Genomic DNA, 22,096 nt, shown 5'->3' with positions numbered 1-22,096 from the left:
AACGCCCATCCCGCCATGGCGGCGGGATGGCAAGGAAATTTACGGGACCAGGGTCAGCACGTCGACATCGATTTCCGGGCTTTCCATGAAGTCTTTTTCCACTTCACCACGGATTTCCACCTGGGTCTTGGCATCGATCTTGCGGTTCATGAAGACCTTGTCGTCGATGTCCACGCGGATTTCCGCCGTGCCATCGGAGAAGGTGTATTTCTCCTTGCCCACTTTACGCAGCAGGTGGCCGCGCAGCACGATGGCCTGGTCGTCGACGGGATTTTTCAGGATGGCGGCCACGCTGCTGGGCGCGGTGGGGCCAGCCGTCGGTCCCACGTACTGGGCTTGCGCGCTGCCGGCCAGCAAGGCGCAAGCGGCGGCCAGGGAGACGATGAGTTTATGGTGCAATGACATGGTACTCCTTTGATAGTGACTGCCTTGTCAGAAAAACACGGCGGTACGGGGAATGATAGCACCGGTATTACCATAGGGCGCGTTCGCCCGCACGCTGCCCGTGTTGGCCACACCATCGTCGAGTTTGCTGTCGATCTGCTCGGCGTAGCTTTCGGGGAGGTTGTCGAAACGGATGCCGTTGCCGGCCCGGCCGCCCACTTCATCGTTGTACAGGTAGACGGCGCCGCCCTGGGCACTGGTCATGAATTGCGAGGTGCCGTTGTAGGAGCCGGTAATGAAGCCGCCCAGCGCCAGGTGCTGCGGCGCCAGCGTGAATTCGCGCGGCTGGCCGTCGCCGATCTGGCCGTCGCCATTACCGTTGCCGGCCGAGTTGGGCACGTGGGTGGTGCCCTGGATATCGTCACCGGGCAGGGCGCGGAACTTGTCCTGGTAGGCGTTGACGGCGGCCGTCAGCGCATTCGACTGCTGGATGATGTTTTTCACCTTGGCGCTGTCGATCAAGCCTTGCCCTTTGAGCACGCCGCCGAGCAGCAGGCCGATGATGACCAGGACGATGGCGATTTCTACGAGCGTAAAGCCGTGCTGGCGGCGTGGGAGCATGGGGATTCCTTGGAAAAAAAGTGCTGGGACTTGATATCGCAGTTTACTGCAATTGGCGCCGGATGCGCATGGCATTTCAGGCTGCGGGTCATGGCGGCATCTTTGCTTTCTTTGCGGCAATCTGCTTGGCAAGTTCGTCGAGCCGGCGCGCCAGGAAGGCCAGTTCGTGCGGGTCGCTGATCTGGCCACTGGCGATCAGGCCGCCGATTACCAGGCGGGCGCTGTCGAGCTGGTCCATGTCTTGCAGGATGAACGCTTCCATCTCGCGCACCCAGGATGGTACTTGCGGCCCTGTCGCCAGCTGGCGCAGCTGGCGCGCGTAGCTGAGCGCCAGCGGCAGGTCGTGCAGCTGGTGCTTGGCCACCAGCGCCGCCTGCGCCATGGCGGGCCAGCGGCGGTCCGGGTCGGCGGCGAAGCTGGCGGCGACAAAGGCCAGCATGCGCCGCGCGCGCTGCGGATCGGCCACGCCTGCATATACTTCGCTGGCGGCCACCAGTGCGTACTGGCTGCGCGGATCGAGCGTTTGCGCCGTCTCCAGCCAGCTGGCCAGGCGATTATAGTCGAGCTGGCGCCATGGCAGGCTGACGCCGGGCTGGTCCTCGAACGATTGCAGGTACAGCAGCATGGCCTTAGCCATGGCCAGCGGCTCGCCCAAGCTGGCCAGGCGCGCCACGGCTGCCGGCGGCGCGGCAGGCAGGGGCCGCGGCTGAGCCGGCGAGTGCTGCTGCGCCAGGCGCCAGCCCAGCTGCAGCAGCAGACAGGCCGCCAGCAGCCAGCACAGGGGGCGCGGCACGCTGGACCAGGGGCGCTGGGTGGTCTTGGCCATCAGATGTTGCGCCGGTAAAAGTCGCACAGCGCGCAGCTGCCCAGCAAGCCGACATAGATGATGGTTTGCGCCGCCACGCGGCCCAGGGCTTGCCAGTCGCCCGTCGCGTACAGCAGCCAGTCTGTGCGCGTAAAGGCGTCGAGGCTGGGCAGGAGCAGGGCCAGCACGTCGATGGTGCCGGCCGTGGCCCGCTGCAGCCAGGAGTCGCCCGCCTGTGGACCGTGCGCCAGCAGTTGCAGGCTGCCCAGCATGCGCGCCAGCACATAAAAGCCACCGGTGGCGGCCAGCGCAGGCAAGGCCTGTTGCAGGCTGGCCGCGCACAGCAGGCTGAAGGCGGCGATTATCCACAGTTCTCCCAGCAGGGACAACGCCCACAGCGCGCTGTGCGCGGGCGCGGCGAACAGCGCCATCAGCAGCCCGAACAGCACGGCGGGCACGGCCGCCAGCGCTCCATAGCCCAGCAGCTTGCCCAGCAGGTAGGCGGCGCGCGGCATGGGCAGGGCCAGCAGCAACTCGAGGCCCCGGTCGGCCGCTTCGCGCGCCATGCTGGTGATGATGAACGTGGCCAGCAGGAAGACGCTGGCCAGGCGCAAGGTGGCCGCCAGCAGCGCCGCCTGCACGGCGCCGCTTTCCGTCAGCGCCAGTTGCTGCAGGAAGCCTGCCAGGCCGGCAGCGCCGCAGGCGGCCAGCACGAATAGCCACAGCAGGCGGCTGCGCAGCGCTTCGAGCAGCGTGTAGCGGGCGATGGTGAAGGTGGGCAAGAGCATCGGCATCAGCGTGGCAGCCTCTGTGCCACCACCATGCGGTTGAACAGGATGTTCGGCGACAGCCAGGCGACGAGGTCGTCGAACTCGCCGCCGGGCTGCTGCGGGCCGCTGGCGGCGCGGCTGATGACGGTGGTGGCGTTCGACGCGTTGTTGCGTTCGTCGACATTGTTGCCAAAAGGCACAGCCCGGCGCTGGCCCTGCACGCTCGTGGCGCCAAATCCGTTCTTGCCATGGGACATGATCATGGCGGGGATGTCGTTCAGCGCCGTCGCCTGCAGCAGCGCGCCGCCATTGCGCGTCACGATGCTGATGTCGCGCGGCGTGGACAGGCTGAAGAGCTGGTCGCTGTCGCTGAAAGCGGGCGTCACGCTGTAGCGGAACAGATTGCTCCAGCTGTCGCCTTGAGCCAGCCCCAGGGTGGCCCACGGCAGGAAGCCGGCGCGTTTTTCGCCCGTGCAGCGGGCGCCGCGCCGGTCTTCCAGGCCATTGCCGGCGGAGATGGCCGGACACGGCAGGTAGCCGTAGCGCAGTGCGTAGCCCGTCAGCGCTTCCTTCGCCTCGTCCAGGGCCTTTTGCGTCTCGGCCACCTTGCGCTGTTCCAGCTGCACCGTCAATGGCGTGACCAGGCCGCCTATCATCAGGCCAACGATGACGAGCACGATGGCGATTTCGATCAGGGAAAAGCCACCCTGGCGGCGTCGGGAGCAGTAGATGTTGCTCATGGCAGGTTGCGCGCGGCGCGCATGCGTTGATACAGGGTGGGCAAGGTGATCCAGCTCAGGATATCGTCAAAGGCGCCACCGGGTAGCGCGGCATTGTCGCTGGCGGGACGGGCAATGAAACTGCGGCTGGCGCTGTCGTTGCTGGCTTCATCGATATTGCCGTGCGCCGTATTGATCTGGGTCACGCCGCTGGCGGCCGTGCCGTAATGATCCTTGCCTTGCGAGAACACGACGACAGGCAGGCACTGGGCGCTGATGTCGCATTGCTCCTGGCCCGCCACGAAGGCGAAGTCGCCGCGGCCATCGCGTGTGAGGACGACGCGGTCGGCGATGGCGGAAAATGAGACGATGGGCGCGCGCGCCATTGCCGGAGTGACGCTGTAGCGCAGCAGCTTGCCCCAGGCGTCGTTGCCCTCCACGCCCAGCGCCACCCACGGCAGGAAGCCGCTGCACTGGGCGTCGTCGGCGCAGTCGCCGGCCCGTTCGCGCCCGTCGAGGGCGGAGGCGGCTGGACGGGGCAGGCGGCCTTGCGTGGCGGCAAAGCCCAGCAAGGCTTCGCGCGCCTGCGCCAGGGTGGCCAGGGTGCGCTGCTGGCGTGCGGCCTCGCCCGTATTGCGGCCGAAGGCGCCGATCAGGAGGCTGGCCGCGCCCAGGCCCAGTACGGCCAGCAGCAGCAACAGGGCGGCGCCGCGCTGGCGATACTTCTGTCCTGGCGTCATTGCTGCATCTCCTGCGCCTCGGTGACCGTGCCGCTGGCCGGGTCGTAGCGCTGGCCGGGCTTGAGCCGCACCACCTGGCCCGTCGACAGGCGCAAGGTCAATGTGCCGGGCATGCCGGACTTGTCGCGCGCGAGACGGTTGTGTGGCTCGTTCTGCGTTTCCTGGTTCAGCCAGACGGTGGAGCGGCCGCTGCTGCGCACCACCACGCCATTTAATTCCACGGGCGGGCCGGGCGGCGGCGGCGGCGGGGGCGGCGCCAGGGCCGGATCGGCGGGCGGCGGCCCGTAGCGTTGCGCGTCGATCTGGGCGCGCTGCTCGGGCGACAGGAACAATCGTCCCAGATGGGAAGACTGGGCGCGGGCCGTCAGCGCGGTGCAAGCCAGCAGTGCGCACAGGACAAGGGCGCGTCTCATGGCCGCCCCAGTTCGGGCACGGCCACGCTGCCCAGAGTCAGCCACAGCAGCTCGCATTCGGCGCCCAGGGTAGGCGGCGCCCCACTGGCGCCCCCGGCCGCTGCCTGGCGCTTGAGCGTGCAATCCTGCACGGCGAAATAGCCGGCCTGGCGCAAATCGTCAAACAGGTTCAGCAAGTCCATCTCGTGCAGCAAGTCCATCCGAAGGCGCATGTGGCTGCCGCGCAGATGATATTGCCCCATCACCATGGGCAATGGCACTTGCAGCGCTTGTTGCGGGCTGATTTCGTAGCTGATCGGCAGTAATTTGCGTTGTTCCTGGCTGCGGCGTATGGCGTCGATCCAGGCCAGGCGGTTTTCCTCGCCGATCAGGCCGCGCTGGCGCAGGGCCAGAAATTGCGGTTCGTAGGCGCGGATTTCCTGCTTCTCCGCTTCCGCGTGGTTGAACAGGGTGGTGGCCGCCGAGCGTGTGCGGTGCGCCATGTCCAGCTGCTGCGCTTCGCGCGCGCGGTAGGTGGCGCTCAGGCTGAGCAGCACCATGCTGGCCAGCAGGGTCAGCGCAAAGCACAGCAGGGCGTTACGCACCAGATGCAGTTCGCCAAGCCAGGCGGGCAGGGCGCGCGCGGGTCTGCCGGCACGTTGCATGCCGGGAAGGGGCGGCTGCTTGACGGGGCCGCTCATGGCTGCCACGCGAGCAAGAGGGTAAAGCGGGCCTGGCTGTCCGGCGACGAAGCGGCGCTCTTGCCGGACAGGGCCACGGTGGGGCGCAAGTCCAGCGGCGTTTCCTCGATTGTCACCTGCATGCCCGGCTGGCGCGCCAGGGTTTGCGCGAAGGCCGTGATGGTGGCCAGCGCGGCGCGGTAGTCATTGTTCGGCATGGCCACGTCCGCTTCCATGCGCAGCGCCTGCGGCGGCGCGACAGGAATGCCGGCCAGGGCGCTGCCGCCCTGCAAGCTGGCGCCTCGCTGCTGCGCTGGCTGGCTGCCGGCTGCGCGCGCGGGGGCCTGGCCCGCATGCCAGTGCAACTGGCTGAGCGCTACCTGCGGCGCCTGGTCCAGCGCGGCGCCCAGGATGCCCAGCAGCCGGCCCGGTTCCGGCGCCTGGCTGGCGATCATCTGGCCCAGGGTCACGGCCACTTTCATGTTCTGCGTCTTGGCCGGCGCCGGCGGCTGTGTCGACATGACTATGCGGTAGCGCTGCTGGTAGGACGCCGTTTCCTGCGCCAGGCGCTCCGTGGCGGCACCGTCGGCAATGCCGCCGAGCAAGTTAATTGCACACCACAGGGCTGCCGATCCACCGATCAGCGCGCTGAGGCCATACAGCGTGTTGCGCGCGCGCTGGAAGTGATAATAGCGGGCCAGTGCGCCGGGCGGATAATGGCTGGACGGCGGATGCTTGCCCAGCAAGGTCAGCAGCAATTCGTCGGCCAGCGCCGGCGTCCGGCGCAAGCCTACCCGTTTGCCGGCCAGCTGCAGGTCGATGAAGTGGTAAGCCACTTCCAGGCCGTTGTCACACAGCAGTTCGAGCTTGGCGATTTGCACGGCCGGCGCGAGGATGACGGTGTTCAAGACGTCGCCGCGCGCCAGCATGCGCGTGCTGGTGAGAAATTGCCGCGTCTTCTCCGTTTCCAGCGCAATATTCACGGCCACGCCATCGAGCGCGATGGCCAGTGTCTGGCGCGAAAAGCGCAGCTGGCCTTTTTCGTAATAGCTTTGCCGCAAGCCGCCCGATTGCTGCGTGACCAGCAGCAGGTGTTCGTGCGCGATCGACAGCTTTTTTACCAGCGCAATACTGAGCAGGCTGGTCGAATAAATGCCGGCCACGGGCACGCGCAAGTGCTCGAGCGTCTCTGTCCACGGCTGCAGCAAGGCGGGATTGGTCAGCGCAAAGAACAGTACCTGGTCGTCGTGGCGGCCAGAGTCTTCGCGGCCCAGCAAGGTGCTGCCACGGTAGGGTGTATCGCGGTGCAATTGCTGCTTGCGCCGCTCCAGCAGCGCCCGGCCCGCCTTGCCGCGCACGTGGGGCAGCAGCTGGCGCTGGAAATCTTCCTCGATCAGGTCCGTCAGCAGGTAGGCGGGCACATCGAGCCGCTGTCCCTGCGGTTCTTCCAGCCATGCGGCGAATCCGTCCACCCCGGCCGTACTGGCAGGGAAGGTCTGGCCCTGGCCCAGCACGCCGTGGTCCCAGTCGTAGGCGCACAGGGCGTCGCTGGTAATGTAGAGTAATAGTTTGCGGAACACGGCGGCCTCAGGTCTTGAGTGTGCTGATGGTGTCGTAAATCGGCCCCAGCACCGACAGCATGATCCAGCCCAGCAGCAGGCCCAGAATGACCGTCATGGTTGGCTCGATCATGGCCTGCACTTTTTCGATCAATTCCTTCACTTCGCGATTGTAGAAATAGCTGACATTGCGCAAGGCCGTGTCCAGTGAGCCTGTCGCTTCGCCCACCTTCAGCATGCGCACCACCAGCGGTGGGAAGATGCCCGTGTGCTGGAAGGCGGCGGTGACGCCGTAGCCCTCGCTGATCAGCTGCGCGGCGCGGCGAAGGCCGGCCGCCACCACCTGGTTGCCGGCAATGCCTTCGGACAGGCGGATGCATTCCAGTATCGTGATGCCGGAGGCATACATCAAGGCAAAAAAAGTGGCGAAGCGGGCCAGGATGATCTTGTGCAGCACGGGACCGACCAGCCACAGCCGCAGTTTCAGACCATCCCAGGCGTAGCGCGCCGCGCTGCTGCGGCGCACGAGTGCGCGCAGGCCGAAAAACAGCAGCACGGGCAAGGCCAGCAGCAGATACCAGTAAGCGATGAAGACATTCGATATAAAAATGAGGACGCGCGTATGCAGCGGCAGCTCGCCGCCCATGTTGCGAATGAAGGCGGTCAGCTGGGGCACCAGATAAATCATCAGGAAAAACGTCACGGCAGCCACTACCACGGCCACGATGATGGGGTACATGATGATCTTGCGCGTCTGCGACGCCAGCTCGTCCTGCCATTTCAGACTTTCCGACAGGTTCTTGAACACGTCGGCGATCCTGCCGCTTTGTTCTCCCGCAAGTATCAGGCTGGTAAACGTGGCGTCGAAAATGTCGCCATGCTGGGCCAGCGCCCCCGACAGAGGCAAACCGCCCTCGATGCTTTCAATCAAGTCCGTGACGACTTCGCGCAGGCGCGGGTGGTCCGTGCTTTCGCGCAAGTCGTTCAAGCCTTCCAGGATGGGCACGCCCGCCCCCGTCAATTGTTCCATGTGGAAGCAGAAATTGATGAGGTCGCGGCGGTGGATGATCCGCTTGCCCAGCAGTACCAGATACTGGCCCGTGATCTTGCAGTCGATCAAGTCGAGCTGCATGCGGTGCAGGCGCGCTTCCAGGTCCGGCACGTTGGCCGCCTCCATGCTGCCGGGAATCAAGCCGCCGGCGGCATCCATGGCGCGGTAGACATATTGCGGCATCAGGCCAGCCTTTCCGTCAGATCGACCACGCGGCCCACTTCTTCCAGGGTGGTCACGCCTTCCATCACGCGGCGCATACCGTCGTCGACGATACCCTTGAAACCGGCCGCGCGCGCCGCGTTCTTCAATTCTCGGCTACTGGCGCGGCGCGCCGTCAATTCATCGAGTTCGGCTGTCATCTTGAGGATTTCCATGATGGCCAGGCGGCCCTTGTAGCCCTGGTGTGCGCAGCGTTCGCAGCCCACGGCGCGGCAGATGGACACGGGCGCATCACTTGCCGCCAGGCCCAGCAGGCGGCGCTCGACGTCGTCGGCGATCACGGTTTCCTTGCAATGCGGACACAAGCGGCGCACCAGGCGCTGCGCCACGATGCCGATGATATTGCCAGCCATGATGTCGGGCAGGATGCCGATGTCGAGCAGGCGCGCCACGGAACCGATGGCCGAGCTCGTATGCAGGGTGGAATACACCTGGTGGCCCGTCATGGCGGCGGCAAAGGCCATTTCCGCCGTTTCGCGGTCGCGGATCTCGCCCACCAGGATGATGTCCGGGTCCTGCCGCATCATCGAGCGGATGCCGTCGGCAAAGCCCAGCTTGACCGATTCGTTGACGGAGGTCTGGCGTATCATGTTCATGGGATACTCGACCGGGTCTTCCAGCGTCATGATGTTGACGCTTTCCGTATTGATATGGTTGAGTATCGAATACAGGGTGGTGGTCTTGCCGCTGCCCGTCGGGCCTGTCACCAGGATCACGCCGTCAGGGCGCGCTATCATCAGTTTCAGCAAGTTCAGTTCCGACTCGGCCAGGCCCAGGGCGTCCAGCGGCACGAGGCCTTTTTGCCGGTCCAGCACGCGCAGCACGACGTTTTCGCCGTGCGTGGTGGGCTGGGCCGAGGCGCGGAAGTCGATTTGCCGCCCGGAAAACTTGATGCTGATGCGCCCATCCTGCGGTGCGCGCGCCTCGGCGATATTCATGTTCGACATCACCTTCAGGCGCACGGCCATGGCCGGCCAGTACGATTTATGCAGGCTGCGGATTTGCCGCAGGATGCCGTCGATGCGGTAGCGGATGCGCAGGAACGACTGTTCCGGCTCAAAATGGATGTCCGAGGCGCCGTTTTGCACGGCGTCGGCCAGCAGCGCGTCGATCAGGCGCACCATGGGCTGGCTGTACTCGTCCGACGGCGAAGCCATGCTTTGATAGCTGACTTCGCCCGTTTCGATTTCGTGCAGGATGCCGTCGATCGACAGCTCGAAGCCATAGTACTGGTCGATGGCGCGCGAAATATCGGATTCGTTGACGAGCACGGTGGAAATCGTGATGCCCTTGACCAGCATGGCGCTGATTTGATCGAGCGCAACGATGTTGCTGGTATCGGCCATGGCCAGGATCAGATTGTCCGCCTGCCGCTCGTAGACGATGGGAAACACACGGTAGCGCTTGGCCACGTCTTTCGGAATCAGTTTCAGGGCGATGGCGTCGACCACCAGGCTGGCGAGGTCCGCGCTGACCTGTTTCAGGTTTTCGCTGAGCGCCTCGCGCACGGTCGCTTCCGTGACGAAGCCCAAAGTGATGAGCAGCTTGCCCAGCGGTTCGCTGCTGCGCCGCTGCTCGATGAGGGCGATGCGCAGCTGGTCTTCGCTGATCACACCTTTCTGTATCAGCAACTTGCCGAGCGGAAGTTTTGCTTGTTCTGCCATGTAATACTTATTCCTGACGGGGGGTAATAGTGGCCGACTCGGCCGGGGCCGGGACTGTCACTGCTGCTGCCGGCGCGGGGGCTGCCAGGTCGCGCAGGCGCGCCTGTACCACGGCACGGTCGAACGCGGCGGGCGTGGCTTGCGCCAGGGTCAATGCGCGCTGGTAATACGTGGCGGCCAGCCGGGGCTGGTTCAACCGGTCCAGGCCCACGGCCAGGTTGAAGGCATAGTCGGGATTGCCTGGCGCGGCGCCATAGGCGCGGAAAAATTGCTGCTGCGCCTCGTTCCAGCGGCGCTGCTTGGCGTACACATTACCCAGTGCAAACAGCACGGGGGCGCTGTCGGGGGTACGCGCCAGTATGGCTTTCAGCTTTGCTTCGCTCTGCACGACGTCGCCCTGGCGCAGCCCGATCAGGCCGGCTAGCGCCTCGCCATCGTCGGGATTGATTTCCAGCAAACGCACGTATAGCGACGCCGCTTGCGCGCCCTGGTTCTCGCGCAGGGCCAGGGCCGCCAGCCCCAGCAGCGCATCGCGGTTGTTGGCATCTTGCCGCAGCACCGTTTCGTATTGTTGACGAGCAAGACCCAGTTGGCCGCCATTGAAGGCTTGATAGGCTTGCTGCACGCCGGGGTTGATTTGCGGCGCGGCGACGCTGCGTTGCACCTGAATCTGGCTGTTGTCGGGCGCGGCCACGGGCGGCAGGCTGGGCGGTGCTGGCGGCGGCATGCGCGCCAGTTGCGCGGCCACGGCAGCCTCGGCCGCTGCCTGTATCATGGCTTGCTGTTCCGCCGCGTCGGCTTGCTGGCGCGGCGCCTGCTGTAATTCAGGCGGCAATGCTTGCTGTTGTGGCGCAGGGGCTGTAGCCGCGCCTGGCGTGCCTGCGCCCGGCACCACCACGATAGGGCCGGCAACACCGGCCGTGCCCGGGGCGTCCGTAAGCGGCATGGGCACGCCGGGCAGGTTGGCGCCCGCGCCTGGGTTGGTGCTGGCGCGCCAGTACCAGTACGCCATGGAACCGGCCACAAGCAGCAGAATCGCCAGCAGGACGGCCAGGCGCATGGTGGCCGGGTCCACGCTGATGGGCCCCGTGGGGCCTTTTGGCGGCGTATTGCTGCGGCTGGCGCGTGGCCGGGCGGGCGGCGCTTCGGGGCGAGGGGACTGCTGCGCACCCGGTTGCGGGTCTGGCGGTGAACCCGGCTGGGCAGCACTGGGCTCGGGCGGCGGCGCGGGGGCGTCCGGCATCGGTTCCAGGCTCAGGGTGCTGGCCGCCTGCACGGGCGGCGCGGCAGGCATGGCAAGGGGCTGCACGGCGTCGGCCGGCGCCAGTTCCAGCACCTGGTCGTAGGCTTCGGACGGCTTTTCCAGCTCCTCGTCGGAAAGGCTGTTCTGTTTGGCGCGCTCGGCCTTCTTGAGCGCCTGCATCAGCAAGCTCATGGGAAGTCTCCCTGCAGGCGTGCCTGCGGCTGGACGGCGGGCGCTGGCGGGCCATCCGTGTACGGCTGGCTGTTGAGCGGCGCCTGGCCGGGTAGCAGGTAGCGGTAGTCGCGGTAATCGCCGTCGATGCTGGCATCCTTGACCACCACGGGGCGCATGAAAATCACCAGCTCCGTCTTGCTGCTCGCCTCATTGCGATAAGTAAATAAATTGCCCACCAAAGGCAGGCTGGACAGGCCCGGTACGCCATCCTTGGCATTGTCGACGGAATCCTGCATCAGGCCGCCCATCACGGCGATCTGGCCATTGCTCACTTTCATGATCGATTCCAGCTCGCGCGCCTGGATCACGGGCACGCGGCTTTGCACATTCGCCGTGGCCAGGGCCGGATTCGGGTCTTGCACGTAGCCAACGATGCGCGTGATGGTGGGGCGTACGTTCAGGGTAACTTCATCGCTGTCGGAAATCTGCGGCGTGACGCTCATGACGAAGCCCACGGGCACCGTCTCGAGCTTCGATTCATAGGTGGCCGGCGTGGTGATGGTGCCCGTCGAGCTGATCACGGCGGGCGTCACCTTGATGGTAAAGAAGACATTGTTGTCCACCACCTTCAGCATGGCCGTCTGATTGTTGAGCACGCTGATCTTCGGGCTGGACAGCACTTTCACCTTGCCAAACGATTCGAGCAGCTGGATGGTGGTGGCAAAACTGTCTTTCACATAATTGAGAAGGAAGATGCCCGGCGTGACATTGGGCGTGACGCCACTGGACAGTACCGACGTGCCCACTTGCCCCTGCCTCAGCTGCAGGCTGCCCGTCAGGCGCGCCCAGTTGATGCCTTGCTGGTATTCATTACTCAGGCGCACTTCGATGATGGTCGCCTCGATCAGCACTTGCCGCTTGGCGCTGTGCAAGACCGCATCGAGGAATTCAGCGATCTTTTCATGCTGGCGCCCCGTGGCCCGCACCGCGATCAGCCCGCCCTCGACGTTGACGACCACGGACGAGGGACCGCCCTTGTTGGCCAGTTTCAGCAGCGGCATGCCGTTCGCGTCCAGCGCTTGGCCAGGGTTCGCGTTCTGGCCGGGCACCTGCTGGCCCGGCGCATATTGTCCGCCATTCGGCACCGTATTCTGCATCGGCGGCTGGGCGCCGTACTGGCCCGCCTGCCCCGGCGCGGGGAAATTGCCGGCCTGGTTCTGCTGCTGGCCTGGCTGTCCTTGTTGCGCCTGCTGACCGGGCACGCTCGTCAATTGCTGGTTCAGCTGCGCCAGCGGGTCCACCTGCACATCGTTGAGCGTGGTCTCGCGCAGCAGGTCGCGGATATTTTTTTCCAGGCTGTACCAGAAATTATTTTCCGAACGATTCACCACCAGGGTGGTCGAATTGTTGTTGCCATTGCCGCCTTGCGTACTGCCCACTGGATTGCTGGCGTTGTTCGACCCGCCGCCCGCCGTGGAGATTTGCGTGGCGATATTCACGCTGCTGTTGGTGCTGCGCGCCATGTTGACGTAATCGACTTTGTAATTGCGCCACACGGGCGCGTCGGGCAGCACCGTCAGGTTCTTGCCATCGATTTCATAGCGCATGTCGATTTGCTTGCCGATGCGCGACAGCAGTTGCGGCAGGGTCTGGTTCAGCGCATTCAGGGTGACGCTGCCCTCGATCTGCGGGTGGATGTCGACGTTCATGCCAGCATCGCGCGCCAGCGCAAACAGCAGCGATTGCACGGGCACCTTGTGCACGGTGACGCTGTAGGTTTCCACCTTGGGCGCGGGCAGGGGCGCGGCCAGCGCGCTGCTTTGCTGCACCGGTTCGGGAATGGCGCCAGCAGGTGGGGGCGCGGCATTGATGTGGCCAGGCGATAGCTGCGGTTGATGTGCGGCACAACCGGCCAGCATGGCGCTGCATGCGAGGGTGACCCAAGAGGCCAGCACAGGAATAGGGTGTTGATTCATGAAAAGTTCGCCCTTTGAGTCGTGTTGTGCTTTTGTAATTTTAACCAGCATGATCGCCTAAAAGCAATCGGCTGTGCAGGCCCGGGACGCAATATGGAGAAATAAAGTTAGGGTGCGCCACGCCCTGCTTGTGCCGGGATCGCGGCATTAATTTCCGTGCGGATACTACCTATGCTTCTAAGCAATATTTTCTGCGGCGATGCGGGGGCTATCCTGGCCCAGACGGCTTCGGCGCTGGCCCGGTCGGCAAAGCTGCCATAGACGATCGCCAGGCGCGCGGTCGCGCTGGCGGGCGCTGTGCCAGGCAGGCGAAAGACGTGGACGTCATGCAAGCCGATGGCTTGCTGCGCCTGCTGCAAAAAGGTTTCTGCTGCGGCCGTCTCGCTGGCAGGCAGGCTGGCAATCTGCAGTACCAGCTGCTGCGGCCCCTGCTGTTCCAGCCAGCCGCGCGATTCGGCCAGCTTGCTGTTGAGCAGCGTTGACGGCGCTGGCAAGCGGGGGTGCTGGACCGCTGCCTGCAGCGTGGCTGGCGCCGCCATGCCCGTTGTCTGGCCCGGCCTCAGCCATTGCCACAGCAGCGCAGCGGCCAGCAGCAGCATCAGCGCGCACAAGGCGCCCGCCAGCAGCTTGCCCGCATGCCAGGGTGCGCGATAAAAGGGAGTGTCGGCGATGGCCAGGCGCACATGGCGCGCGCTCACTTGTTGAGCATCGTCTGCATACGCGGCCAGCAAGGCCTTGTCGGCCAGGACATTGACCCTGCGCACGATGCCCTGCGAGGAGCGCGCCAGCTGGCGCAGGGCGGCCGGCGTGAAAACGAGCGGCGCCGTGCGGCCGGCGGCGGCCAGGCGGCACGTCAGATAGTCGTTCAGCAAGGCCTGCGGCAGGCAAGGTACGATGAAGCTGTGGGTGATGCGCTCTTTTAACTGGCGGAACTGGGGCAAGTCCAGGGTGTGCTGCAATTCCGGCTGGCCAAACAGGACGATTTGCAGCAGCTTGTGGCTGGCCGTCTCCAGGTTCGTCAGCAGGCGCAGCGCTTCCAGGGTGGCGCCCGGCATGGCTTGGGCTTCTTCTGCCAGCAGCACCACCTGGCGCCCGGCCGCATGCCTGGCGATCAGCTCGCTATGCAGGGCGCGCAGCACGGCATCGGCGCGGCAGCCATCCAGCGCCAGGCCCAGTTCGGCGGCGATGGCGTGCAAGACTTCGTCCGGTTCCAGGCGGGGATTGAGCAGGTAGACCACATCGACGTGGGGCGGCAGGCGTTCGGCCAGCATGCGGCACAGCATGGTCTTGCCGCTGCCCACTTCGCCCGTCAGCTTGATGATGCCTTCGCCTTGCGTGACGGCATATAGCAGCGCCGCGAGCAGTTCGCCACGTGTATTGCCGGGGTAGAAGAAGGCCGGGTCCGGCGTGATGCCGAAGGGCGCGGTGCGCAAGTCGAAATGGCGCAGATACATGCCGTGCGGGGACGGTGCGTAAGGCCGCCCGGGCGGCGCAGGAAGAGGGGCGTGCGTGTCGGCGTTCATGCTGCGATGCAATTGAGGAACGCCTGTTCCAGGCTGGCGTCCGCCGTGCCACCGTGGCGTGCGCGGCATTCGGCGGGCGTGCCCGTAAACACGATGCGGCCCGCATGCAGGATGGCCATGCGGTCGCACAGTTCTTCCACGTCGGCCAGTGCATGCGAGGTGAACAGGGCGCCGCGGCCTTGGGCGCGCGCTTGCCGCAGCACTTGCTTGAACTGGGCGCGCGCCTTCGGGTCGAGTCCGCTCATCGGTTCGTCCAGTAGCAATTGCGGCTTGCCCGACAGCAAGCAGGCGGCCAGCCCCAGTTTTTGCATCATGCCTTTCGAGTAGTCGCGCGCGGGGCGCAGCAAGGCATCGGGCGCCAGGTCCAGCGCGCCCAGCGCTTGCTGCAGCGCTTCCGCATCGGGGCGCACATTGTGCAGGCGCGACAAATAGCGCAGGAAGTCGCCACCCGTCAGGTAGTAGGGCGCCTGGAAACGTTCCGGCAGAAAGGACAGGGGCTGGCGCGCCGTGCCGTGCCGGTGCGGCTGGCCGAAAATGGCGATGTTGCCCCGCTCGGGCGTGCAAAAGTCCAGCAGGCATTTGAGCAGGCTGGTCTTGCCCGCGCCATTCACGCCGACCAGGCCGAACAGTTCGCCCGCGCGTACCTGCAGGTCGACGCCGCGCAGCACGGCGATGCCCGCCAACTGCAGATGCACGTTGTGAAACTCGATGGAACAGGTGGTCATAGGGGCAATGGTCAGCAGGCAAGACGGCGTACGGTCACCATTATTGGCACGGGCGCAGGTGCACGGCAAGTGTTTCCTTGCAGAGTGTTGAAATGCACGAAAATCAAGTGACGGAATGTATTTTCTTTAAGAAACAACAGGTTCTGGAATAAAATACCCCCACGCGCCGCTGGCGTGCATCGTCTGATGAATCTGTCGAGGAGCAAGCATGGCAAGGCCAGAGAAAGTCCGGCTCGGTGAAATTTTAGTGCAGCAGCAATTGCTGACGGAAGAACAGTTGGGCCAGGCCTTGACGGAACAGAAGCGCTCGGGGCGCAAGCTGGGCCGCGTTTTTGTTGAACACGGCTTTGTCACGGAAGAGCAGATTTCGGGCGCGCTGGCGCGCCAGCTGGACATTCCCTACATCAACCTGAAGTTCTACAACATCAATTCCGAGCTGGTGCGCCTGCTGCCGGAAACCCAGGCGCGCCGTTTTCGCGCGCTGGTGCTGGAAGACCGGCGCGAGGGCTTGCTGGTTGGCATGTCCGATCCCACCGACCTGTTCGCGTACGATGAGATTGCGCGCCTGGTCAAGCGCCAAATCGAGCTGGCCGTGGTCAATGAAACGGAAGTGCTGGCCGCCATCGACCGCATCTACCGTCGGACGGAAGATATCTCCACCCTGACGCGCGAGCTGGAGCAGGACCTGGGCGACGTGTCCGTCGACTTTGGCGCCCTGGCCGCCAATCCGGGCCTGGAAGAGGCGCCCATCGTCAAGTTGCTGCAATCGGTGTTCGAGGACGCCACGCAAGTGCGCGCCTCGGACATCCACATTGAACCGCAGGAAGGCCGGCTGCAGATCCGTTTCCGCATCGACGGCGTGCTGCACCTGCAGACGGAAGCGGACAGCAAGATCGCCAGTTCGCTGGCGCTGCGCCTGAAACTGATGTCGGACCTCGATATTTCCGAGAAGCGCCTGCCGCAGGATGGCCGCTTCGCCATCCGCGTAAAAAATCAGCGCATCGACGTGCGTATCTCCACCATGCCGACGCAATATGGCGAATCGGTGGTGATGCGGCTGTTGAACCAGGGCGGCACGACCTTGCGCCTGGACGCCATCGGCATGCCGCCCAAGCTGGTGCAACAGTTCCGCGCCATCGTGAACCGCCCGAATGGCCTGGTGCTGGTGACGGGGCCGACCGGCAGCGGCAAGACGACGACCTTGTATTGCGCCTTGTCCGAGCTCAATTCTGTGGAAAAAAAGCTCATCACGGTGGAAGACCCCGTCGAGTACCGTTTGCCCGGTATTAACCAGGTGCAAGTGAACGACAAGATCGAGCTCAGTTTTGCCCGCGTGCTGCGCTCGGCCCTGCGGCAGGATCCCGATATCGTGCTGGTGGGCGAGATGCGCGACCAGGAAACGGCGCAAATCGGCCTGCGCGCCGCCATGACGGGCCATTTGGTGCTGTCGACCCTGCATACGAATGACGCCATCAGCACACCGCTGCGCCTGATGGACATGGGCGTGCCCCGCTACATGGTGGGCAGCTCGCTGCAAGCCGTGCTGGCGCAGCGCCTGGTGCGCGTGATCTGCGAAAGCTGCAGCACGCCGTACCAGCCCACGCCCAACGAATACGAATGGCTGCGCCTGGAACTGGGCGAGCTGGTCGAACGCAACCAGTATTTCCATGGCAAGGGCTGCTCGCATTGCAACGGCATGGGTTACCGGGGCCGCACGGGCGTGTACGAATTGCTGGAAATTACGCGCGCCGTGGCCGACGCCGCCAACCATGCCGATCCTTCCCACTTCATGAGGGTGGCGATGGAGCAGATGGCGGGCGAAACCCTGCGCCGCCACGCCGTGCAGCTGGTGGTGCAAGGTCGCACGACGGTGATGGAAGCAATGCGCATCAGCAACCAGAGCGAGGATTGAGGTGCCATTTTTTGCTTACAAGGCGCGCAATGCCAGCGGCGAACTGCTGACCGGCGTGATGGAAGGCGCCGACAGCGGCGCCGTGGCCGATCAGTTGTTTTCCACCGGCGCGACGCCGGTGGAAATCCTGGCGACTAAAAAAGCCGCCACTACCGGCGCCGATATCGGCTGGTGGCAAAGGCTGACGGAGAAAAAAGTCAGCTCGATGGACGTGCAATTGTTCAGCCGCCAACTGTACACCCTGCTCAAGGCGGGCGTGCCCATCATGCGCGGCCTGGCCGGCCTGCAGGAATCCGCCATCAGCCCCGCATTTGGCCGCGTCATCAAGGATGTGCGCGAGTCGCTTGACGCAGGCCGCGAACTGTCGGCTGCCATGGCGCGCCACCCCACCGTGTTTTCGCAGTTTTACCTGTCGATGGTGCGCGTGGGCGAAATGACGGGGCGGCTCGATGAAGTGTTCCTGCGCCTGTTCGACCACCTGGAATTCGACCGCGACATGCGCGCGCGCGTGAAGACGGCCACGCGCTACCCCAGTTTCGTGATCGTGGCCATGGTCGTCGCCATGGTGATCGTCAACATGTTCGTGATTCCCCAGTTCGTGAAAGTGTTCGCCAGCTTCAATGCCGAACTGCCTTTGATGACGCGCATCCTGATTGGCACGTCGGGCTTCATGGTGGCGTACTGGCCGGTGCTGCTGGTAGTGACGATAGCCGCAATAGCCGCTTTTCGTGCCTGGTTGCGCACCGTGCCTGGCCGCTACACGTGGGACCGCTACAAGTTGCGCTTCCCCATCGCCGGGAAGATTATCCTGAAAGGCACGATGGCGCGCTTCGCGCGCAGTTTCGCCCTGTCCAGCACCAGCGGCGTGCCCATCGTGCAGGCGTTGACGGTGGTGTCGCAAACGGTAGATAACGCCTACCTGTGCGCCCGGGTCGAACAGATGCGCGACGGCGTCGAGCGCGGCGACAGCATCCTGCGCACCTCCGTGGCGGCGGGCGTTTTCACGCCGGTGGTGCTGCAAATGATCGCCGTCGGCGAAGAGTCCGGCTCGCTGGACGAGCTGATGAATGAAATCGCCCAGATGTACGAGCGGGAAGTGGACTACGAATTGAAGACCCTGTCCGCGCAAATCGAACCCATCCTGATCGCCTTTCTTGGTGTCATGGTATTGGTGCTGGCGCTGGGCATCTTCTTGCCAGTGTGGGACCTGGGCAAGGTCGCCCTGCATAAATGACAAAGTGCCATTCGCCAAAAAACAACGTTGTGGCTGGCTCGGCAAGGCAGCGGGGATTTACCTTGTTTGAGCTGGCCGTCGTGGCGTCCCTCATCGCTGTGCTGGCGGGCGTGCTGCTGATCCGGATAACAGTGGTGCAGCAGGAAGCGGAGCGGGTCGCGGTACAGCAAACGGTCGCGGCTTTGCGCGCGGGCCTGCGCATGAAAGTGCTGCAACTATATGTGGCTGGCCAGCAAAACCAGTTGCCGGCGCTGGCGGGGCAAAATCCCGTCGATTGGTTGCTTGAAAAGCCGGCCAATTATTTGGGTACATATACGGCGCCGGCGATAGAAAAACTTCCCCAAAGTCATTGGTTTTTTGATCAAAGTAATGCAGAATTAATATATATATTAAATCGAGGCAACATTTTTGGCGGATACCGTTCCGAGTTGCTTCAATTCAAGGTAAGCTTGCAGCAAGCGCCCCTTGCTTCGGCCAAGCCCTCAAGCCCGGTGGATACGCCGCAGTTGGCATTGATGCAGATGGGCGAGGCGGGCGGGCTGAAATAGTTTTTGTATTCTGCGGGTAAATTTTGCCAGTGGTTTTTTTGATTTTTTGGAGATCAGCATGAAGATCAGCAATAGTAAGCAGTCGATTCGTCGTTTTCAACAAGGTGCCCAAGCGGGCTTTACGCTGATCGAGTTAGTCGTCGTCATCGTCATCCTGGGCATCCTGGCGGCCACCGCGATTCCCCGTTTTATCAATTTGTCTGCCGATGCCCGTCTGGCGAAAGTCAACGGTGCTCGCGCATCGGTGCAGGCTGCTGCTTCCCTGGCCCATGCGCAATGGCTGGTCAATAATACTGCCACCGGTACGATTCCTCCTGTCACGATGGATGGCAAAACCATCGCCATGGTGAACGGTTATCCCGATGCGGCAGGCATCGTAATCGCGGCCGGTGACTTGAATGACTACAGTGTCACGGGTACGGCACCGGTATCGATTGCCGCCGATGCGAACCATCTTACCTGCGCGTTTACCTATACAGTCGCCACGGCGACTGCGGCGGCGGCGGTGAGCGTCCCGCCTACCCTTGCCAATTGTCAATGACGTGAGCCCCGCATGCGGCGACAATCCGCGTTGCATGCAATCCGCCTGGCTCGCCAGGCGTTTTTATTCTTCCCGGCATGTTTCAGCCGTCATGCCGCTCATTGCCACAGGTGTACACAATGCTGTCTCCAGCAGGTTTGATGTTTGCCGGACCGGCCAGCCGTGGACGCCAGCAGCGCGGATTCACCCTGGTCGAGCTGATCGCCGTGCTGGTGGTGGGTGGCATCCTGGCCGCCGTCGCCATGCCGCGCTTCTTCCAGCAAGACAGTTTTGATGCGCGCAGTTTTGCCGATCAAAACGTGAGCATGCTGCGCTATGCGCAAAAATTGGCGATCGCGCAAAACCGGCCCGTCTTCGTGCTGCTTAACGGCAGTCGCATTGCCCTGTGCTTTAGCGCCGCCTGCGAGGCGGCCAATCGCGTCTTGCCGCCAGCCGGCGGCAACAGCGGCCGCAAGGCCACCCTGGCCGCCTGTGCGAATGCTACTGCGTGGCTGTGCGAGGGTGCGCCCGACAAGATCAGCTACAGCGTGCCGCAGGAAGCGGTAACCTTTTACTTCAATGCCCTGGGCCGTCCTTACGAGTCCACTGACACCGAACCTGTCTCCAGCTTTCCCGCGCGCGTCAGCATCGGCATCAGCGGCGGCGGCATCCCGCGCACTATCGTGGTCGAAGGGGAAACCGGCTATGTCCATTACTAGGGGCGCCATCATCGCGGCGCGCGGGCCGGGGCAGCGGGGCGTGACCTTGATCGAACTGGTCATCTTCATCGTGGTGGTCAGCATCGCCGTCGTTGGCCTGCTGCAAATTTTCGCCCGCACCACGGCCAGCAGCGCCGATCCGCAATTGCGCAAGCAGGCGCTGGCCATCGCGGAAGCCATGCTCGATGAGATCGAAGGGGCGCGGTTTACATATTGTCCGGCGGACGATCCCGCGGCGGAAACGGCCACCAGCGTGGCCGATTGCACGCTGGCGGAAGGGCCTGCAAATTCGATACGCCCCTATTACAGGGTAAGCGATTACAATCTGATCAACCCGCCATATACGTATACCACCACCGATGTGGCTGGCAATGACTTTCCGAAGGGCTATGTCGCCGATGTGGTCATCAGCCCTGTTTTGGTAAATGACAAAGGTTTGCAGCACGCTCCCTCGGCCACCGATCCCACGGCGCTGCGCATCACGGTCACTGTGTCATACGGTGCGAATCAGCAGATCGTGCTGGACGGCTACCGCACGCGCTACGCGCCGAACAGTATTCCATGAACACTTATTTCCCTCTGCGCCGCGCGCGTGGCTTTACCTTGATCGAACTGATCGTGGTCATCATCATCACGGCCATCGTCGCTGGCATGGTGACGGTGTTCATCCGTGCCCCCGTGCAAAGCTATCTGGATGTGACCGCCCGCGCCGAACTGGCCGACGCGGCCGATACGGCATCGCGGCGCATCACGCGCGACGTGCGCCTGGCGCTGCCCAACAGCGTGCGCGTGACGAGCAATAGCAGCGGCAGTTATCTGGAGCTGCTGCTGACCAAGGCGGGTGGACGCTATCTGTCGGAAGACGATAATCCTAACTTAGTGCCGGGCAATGTGCTTGCCTTCGATCCCCTCACGCCGATGAGCACTGCGAACGTCTTTACCATCGTTGGCGCCGCGCCGTCCGGCATGCAAGCCATCGTGCCCGGCGACTTTATCGTCGTCAACAATCTGGGTGACCAGCCTCCCGTGAATGCCTATGACTGCAGTGGGCAGTGCAACCGCGCCCAGGTCGCATCCATCAGCGGCACCAATGTCACGCTGGCCAAGAACCCCTTTGTCGAGCAAACACCATCCATGCCTTCGCTCAGTTATCGTTTCCAGGTGGTGAGTACGGCCGTGACTTATCATTGCGCGCCGAATGCGAACGGCACGGGCACGCTGACGCGCTATGCCGGCTATACGATCCAGGTGGCCCAGCCGGAGAGTACCGTTGGCCTGCCGCTCAACGGCGCGCCGTCGGCAGCACTGATGGCGACGCAGGTCGCCGCTTGCGGTTTTTCTTTCGCTACGCTACCCAACCTGCAGCGGGGCCTGGTCAGTGTCAGCCTGACCCTGGGCACGTCCGGCGGCAACGCGGGCCAGATCACGCTGGTGCAACAGGCACAGGTCAATAATTCGCCATGAGAATAGCCATTTACCCCATGCCGCGTGGACGGCGCCCATGCCGCCCGGCGCGCGGCTTCAGCATCATCACCGCCATCTTCCTGCTGGTGGTGCTGTCCGCCTTGGGCGTGGCGCTAGTTTCCATCTCGACCATGCAGCACGCCGAGTCGGCGCTGGACGTGCAGGGCGCGCGCGCCTACCAGGCGGCACGGGCCGGCATGGAGTGGGGCGTGTACCAGCAGCGCATCAATGGCATTTGCGAGCCAAGTAACAGTTTTGCCTTGCCCGCGAATGGCACGCTGAGCGGTTTCAGCGTCACCGTGCGCTGCACGCAGGCGGCGGGAGCACTGCCCCGTTTTCAAGTGATTGCGACCGCCTGCAACCAGCCGGTGGGCAGCGTTTGCGCCACTGCCAACGCCACCAACAATCCCGATTATGTGCAGCGCGTCGTGCAGGCGGAGTTTTAAACACG

General features: G+C 64.0%; 23 protein-coding genes. 9 read left to right on the top strand and 14 right to left on the bottom strand.

Annotation, left to right across the window (positions count from 1 at the left end; translation table 11 throughout):
• Positions 1-39: 39 nt before the first annotated feature.
• The 7 genes from CLU92_RS09920 to CLU92_RS09890 form a co-directional block, all read right to left on the bottom strand.
• Positions 40-405, bottom strand: a complete 366-nt coding sequence (locus CLU92_RS09920) for a YgiW/YdeI family stress tolerance OB fold protein (protein WP_101481761.1) — start codon at positions 403-405, stop codon at positions 40-42.
• Positions 406-432: 27 nt separating this feature from the next.
• On the bottom strand, positions 433-1,005 hold the full coding sequence (locus CLU92_RS09915; RefSeq protein ID WP_101481760.1) for a prepilin-type N-terminal cleavage/methylation domain-containing protein: 573 nt from the start codon (positions 1,003-1,005) through the stop codon (positions 433-435).
• Between the two features lie 88 nt (positions 1,006-1,093).
• On the bottom strand, positions 1,094-1,831 hold the full coding sequence (locus CLU92_RS09910; protein ID WP_101481759.1) for a hypothetical protein: 738 nt from the start codon (positions 1,829-1,831) through the stop codon (positions 1,094-1,096).
• Positions 1,831-2,604 carry an ABC transporter permease subunit gene (locus CLU92_RS09905; RefSeq protein WP_243858027.1) on the bottom strand — a complete coding sequence of 258 codons (774 nt, stop codon included), beginning with the start codon at positions 2,602-2,604 and terminating at the stop codon, positions 1,831-1,833. The genes CLU92_RS09910 and CLU92_RS09905 overlap by 1 nt, the downstream gene beginning before the upstream one ends.
• Positions 2,604-3,320, bottom strand: coding sequence for a type II secretion system protein (locus CLU92_RS09900; protein WP_101481758.1), 717 nt, complete (start codon positions 3,318-3,320; stop codon positions 2,604-2,606). Before CLU92_RS09900 ends, CLU92_RS09905 begins: the two co-directional genes overlap by 1 nt.
• Complete coding sequence (locus CLU92_RS09895) at positions 3,317-4,039, bottom strand: hypothetical protein (protein WP_101481757.1); 723 nt, start codon at positions 4,037-4,039, stop codon at positions 3,317-3,319. The genes CLU92_RS09900 and CLU92_RS09895 overlap by 4 nt, the downstream gene beginning before the upstream one ends.
• Positions 4,036-4,452 (bottom strand): hypothetical protein, encoded by a 417-nt coding sequence (locus CLU92_RS09890; protein ID WP_133990687.1) that lies wholly within the window; start codon positions 4,450-4,452, stop codon positions 4,036-4,038. The genes CLU92_RS09895 and CLU92_RS09890 overlap by 4 nt, the downstream gene beginning before the upstream one ends.
• Before the next feature lie 232 nt (positions 4,453-4,684).
• Between CLU92_RS09890 and CLU92_RS28480 the strand changes: the two genes are divergently transcribed.
• Positions 4,685-4,735: a hypothetical protein gene (locus CLU92_RS28480; protein WP_373918920.1), complete on the top strand. Its 51-nt coding sequence runs from the start codon at positions 4,685-4,687 to the stop codon at positions 4,733-4,735.
• Positions 4,736-5,128: 393 nt separating this feature from the next.
• Here the strand turns inward: CLU92_RS28480 and CLU92_RS09880 are convergent, their stop codons facing one another.
• The 7 genes from CLU92_RS09880 to CLU92_RS09850 form a co-directional block, all read right to left on the bottom strand.
• On the bottom strand, positions 5,129-6,691 hold the full coding sequence (locus tag CLU92_RS09880) for a hypothetical protein (protein ID WP_101481755.1): 1,563 nt from the start codon (positions 6,689-6,691) through the stop codon (positions 5,129-5,131).
• 7 nt (positions 6,692-6,698) lie between these two features.
• Positions 6,699-7,904 carry a type II secretion system F family protein gene (locus CLU92_RS09875; protein ID WP_101481754.1) on the bottom strand — a complete coding sequence of 402 codons (1,206 nt, stop codon included), beginning with the start codon at positions 7,902-7,904 and terminating at the stop codon, positions 6,699-6,701.
• On the bottom strand, positions 7,904-9,607 hold the full coding sequence (locus CLU92_RS09870; protein ID WP_101481753.1) for a GspE/PulE family protein: 1,704 nt from the start codon (positions 9,605-9,607) through the stop codon (positions 7,904-7,906). The genes CLU92_RS09875 and CLU92_RS09870 overlap by 1 nt, the downstream gene beginning before the upstream one ends.
• Positions 9,608-9,614: 7 nt before the next feature.
• A complete protein-coding gene (locus CLU92_RS09865; protein ID WP_101481752.1) occupies positions 9,615-11,042 on the bottom strand; it encodes a tetratricopeptide repeat protein in 1,428 nt (475 codons plus the stop codon).
• Positions 11,039-13,000, bottom strand: a complete 1,962-nt coding sequence (locus tag CLU92_RS09860; protein ID WP_166674752.1) for a secretin N-terminal domain-containing protein — start codon at positions 12,998-13,000, stop codon at positions 11,039-11,041. Before CLU92_RS09860 ends, CLU92_RS09865 begins: the two co-directional genes overlap by 4 nt.
• A 107-nt stretch (positions 13,001-13,107) precedes the next feature.
• Positions 13,108-14,523: an ExeA family protein gene (locus CLU92_RS09855; RefSeq protein WP_257561045.1), complete on the bottom strand. Its 1,416-nt coding sequence runs from the start codon at positions 14,521-14,523 to the stop codon at positions 13,108-13,110.
• On the bottom strand, positions 14,520-15,248 hold the full coding sequence (locus CLU92_RS09850; RefSeq protein WP_101484594.1) for an ABC transporter ATP-binding protein: 729 nt from the start codon (positions 15,246-15,248) through the stop codon (positions 14,520-14,522). Before CLU92_RS09850 ends, CLU92_RS09855 begins: the two co-directional genes overlap by 4 nt.
• Before the next feature lie 208 nt (positions 15,249-15,456).
• Between CLU92_RS09850 and CLU92_RS09845 the strand changes: the two genes are divergently transcribed.
• From CLU92_RS09845 to CLU92_RS09810, 8 genes are all read left to right on the top strand, one after another.
• Positions 15,457-17,160, top strand: coding sequence for a GspE/PulE family protein (locus CLU92_RS09845; protein ID WP_101481749.1), 1,704 nt, complete (start codon positions 15,457-15,459; stop codon positions 17,158-17,160).
• A 1-nt stretch (position 17,161) separates the two neighbouring features.
• Entirely contained in the window at positions 17,162-18,394 is a 1,233-nt protein-coding gene (locus CLU92_RS09840) for a type II secretion system F family protein (protein WP_101481748.1), read from the top strand.
• On the top strand, positions 18,391-18,942 hold the full coding sequence (locus tag CLU92_RS09835) for a type II secretion system protein (protein WP_101481747.1): 552 nt from the start codon (positions 18,391-18,393) through the stop codon (positions 18,940-18,942). The genes CLU92_RS09840 and CLU92_RS09835 overlap by 4 nt, the downstream gene beginning before the upstream one ends.
• A 58-nt stretch (positions 18,943-19,000) precedes the next feature.
• Positions 19,001-19,483 (top strand): type II secretion system protein, encoded by a 483-nt coding sequence (locus tag CLU92_RS28430; RefSeq protein ID WP_101481746.1) that lies wholly within the window; start codon positions 19,001-19,003, stop codon positions 19,481-19,483.
• A 119-nt stretch (positions 19,484-19,602) separates the two neighbouring features.
• Entirely contained in the window at positions 19,603-20,181 is a 579-nt protein-coding gene (locus CLU92_RS09825; protein WP_101481745.1) for a Tfp pilus assembly protein FimT/FimU, read from the top strand.
• Positions 20,168-20,746 (top strand): prepilin-type N-terminal cleavage/methylation domain-containing protein, encoded by a 579-nt coding sequence (locus CLU92_RS09820; RefSeq protein ID WP_101481744.1) that lies wholly within the window; start codon positions 20,168-20,170, stop codon positions 20,744-20,746. Before CLU92_RS09825 ends, CLU92_RS09820 begins: the two co-directional genes overlap by 14 nt.
• The gene (locus CLU92_RS09815) at positions 20,743-21,645 is read left to right on the top strand and encodes a prepilin-type N-terminal cleavage/methylation domain-containing protein (protein ID WP_101481743.1); all 903 of its coding nucleotides are present in this window, start codon (positions 20,743-20,745) and stop codon (positions 21,643-21,645) included. The genes CLU92_RS09820 and CLU92_RS09815 overlap by 4 nt, the downstream gene beginning before the upstream one ends.
• A complete protein-coding gene (locus tag CLU92_RS09810) occupies positions 21,642-22,091 on the top strand; it encodes an agglutinin biogenesis protein MshP (protein WP_101481742.1) in 450 nt (149 codons plus the stop codon). Before CLU92_RS09815 ends, CLU92_RS09810 begins: the two co-directional genes overlap by 4 nt.
• Positions 22,092-22,096 lie beyond the last annotated feature (5 nt).

It is taken from the genome of Janthinobacterium sp. 61, from assembly GCF_002846335.1.
GTDB lineage: Bacteria > Pseudomonadota > Gammaproteobacteria > Burkholderiales > Burkholderiaceae_D > Janthinobacterium.
Note: the sequence above shows the minus strand (reverse complement) of the source record. Positions and strands in the feature narration are given on the sequence as shown.

Excerpts from the sequence above, each read along its gene's own strand:
- CLU92_RS09920 (WP_101481761.1), bottom strand. The coding sequence starts at position 405 with ATGTCATTGCACCATAAACTCATCGTCTCCCTGGCCGCCGCTTGCGCC.
- CLU92_RS09915 (WP_101481760.1), bottom strand. The coding sequence starts at position 1,005 with ATGCTCCCACGCCGCCAGCACGGCTTTACGCTCGTAGAAATCGCCATC.
- CLU92_RS09910 (WP_101481759.1), bottom strand. The coding sequence starts at position 1,831 with ATGGCCAAGACCACCCAGCGCCCCTGGTCCAGCGTGCCGCGCCCCCTG.
- CLU92_RS09905 (WP_243858027.1), bottom strand. The coding sequence starts at position 2,604 with ATGCCGATGCTCTTGCCCACCTTCACCATCGCCCGCTACACGCTGCTC.
- CLU92_RS09900 (WP_101481758.1), bottom strand. The coding sequence starts at position 3,320 with ATGAGCAACATCTACTGCTCCCGACGCCGCCAGGGTGGCTTTTCCCTG.
- CLU92_RS09895 (WP_101481757.1), bottom strand. The coding sequence starts at position 4,039 with ATGACGCCAGGACAGAAGTATCGCCAGCGCGGCGCCGCCCTGTTGCTG.
- CLU92_RS09890 (WP_133990687.1), bottom strand. The coding sequence starts at position 4,452 with ATGAGACGCGCCCTTGTCCTGTGCGCACTGCTGGCTTGCACCGCGCTG.
- CLU92_RS09875 (WP_101481754.1), bottom strand. The coding sequence starts at position 7,904 with ATGCCGCAATATGTCTACCGCGCCATGGATGCCGCCGGCGGCTTGATT.
- CLU92_RS09870 (WP_101481753.1), bottom strand. The coding sequence starts at position 9,607 with ATGGCAGAACAAGCAAAACTTCCGCTCGGCAAGTTGCTGATACAGAAA.
- CLU92_RS09865 (WP_101481752.1), bottom strand. The coding sequence starts at position 11,042 with ATGAGCTTGCTGATGCAGGCGCTCAAGAAGGCCGAGCGCGCCAAACAG.
- CLU92_RS09860 (WP_166674752.1), bottom strand. The coding sequence starts at position 13,000 with ATGAATCAACACCCTATTCCTGTGCTGGCCTCTTGGGTCACCCTCGCA.
- CLU92_RS09855 (WP_257561045.1), bottom strand. The coding sequence starts at position 14,523 with ATGAACGCCGACACGCACGCCCCTCTTCCTGCGCCGCCCGGGCGGCCT.
- CLU92_RS09850 (WP_101484594.1), bottom strand. The coding sequence starts at position 15,248 with ATGACCACCTGTTCCATCGAGTTTCACAACGTGCATCTGCAGTTGGCG.
- CLU92_RS09845 (WP_101481749.1), top strand. The coding sequence starts at position 15,457 with ATGGCAAGGCCAGAGAAAGTCCGGCTCGGTGAAATTTTAGTGCAGCAG.
- CLU92_RS09835 (WP_101481747.1), top strand. The coding sequence starts at position 18,391 with ATGACAAAGTGCCATTCGCCAAAAAACAACGTTGTGGCTGGCTCGGCA.
- CLU92_RS28430 (WP_101481746.1), top strand. The coding sequence starts at position 19,001 with ATGAAGATCAGCAATAGTAAGCAGTCGATTCGTCGTTTTCAACAAGGT.
- CLU92_RS09825 (WP_101481745.1), top strand. The coding sequence starts at position 19,603 with ATGCTGTCTCCAGCAGGTTTGATGTTTGCCGGACCGGCCAGCCGTGGA.
- CLU92_RS09820 (WP_101481744.1), top strand. The coding sequence starts at position 20,168 with ATGTCCATTACTAGGGGCGCCATCATCGCGGCGCGCGGGCCGGGGCAG.
- CLU92_RS09815 (WP_101481743.1), top strand. The coding sequence starts at position 20,743 with ATGAACACTTATTTCCCTCTGCGCCGCGCGCGTGGCTTTACCTTGATC.
- CLU92_RS09810 (WP_101481742.1), top strand. The coding sequence starts at position 21,642 with ATGAGAATAGCCATTTACCCCATGCCGCGTGGACGGCGCCCATGCCGC.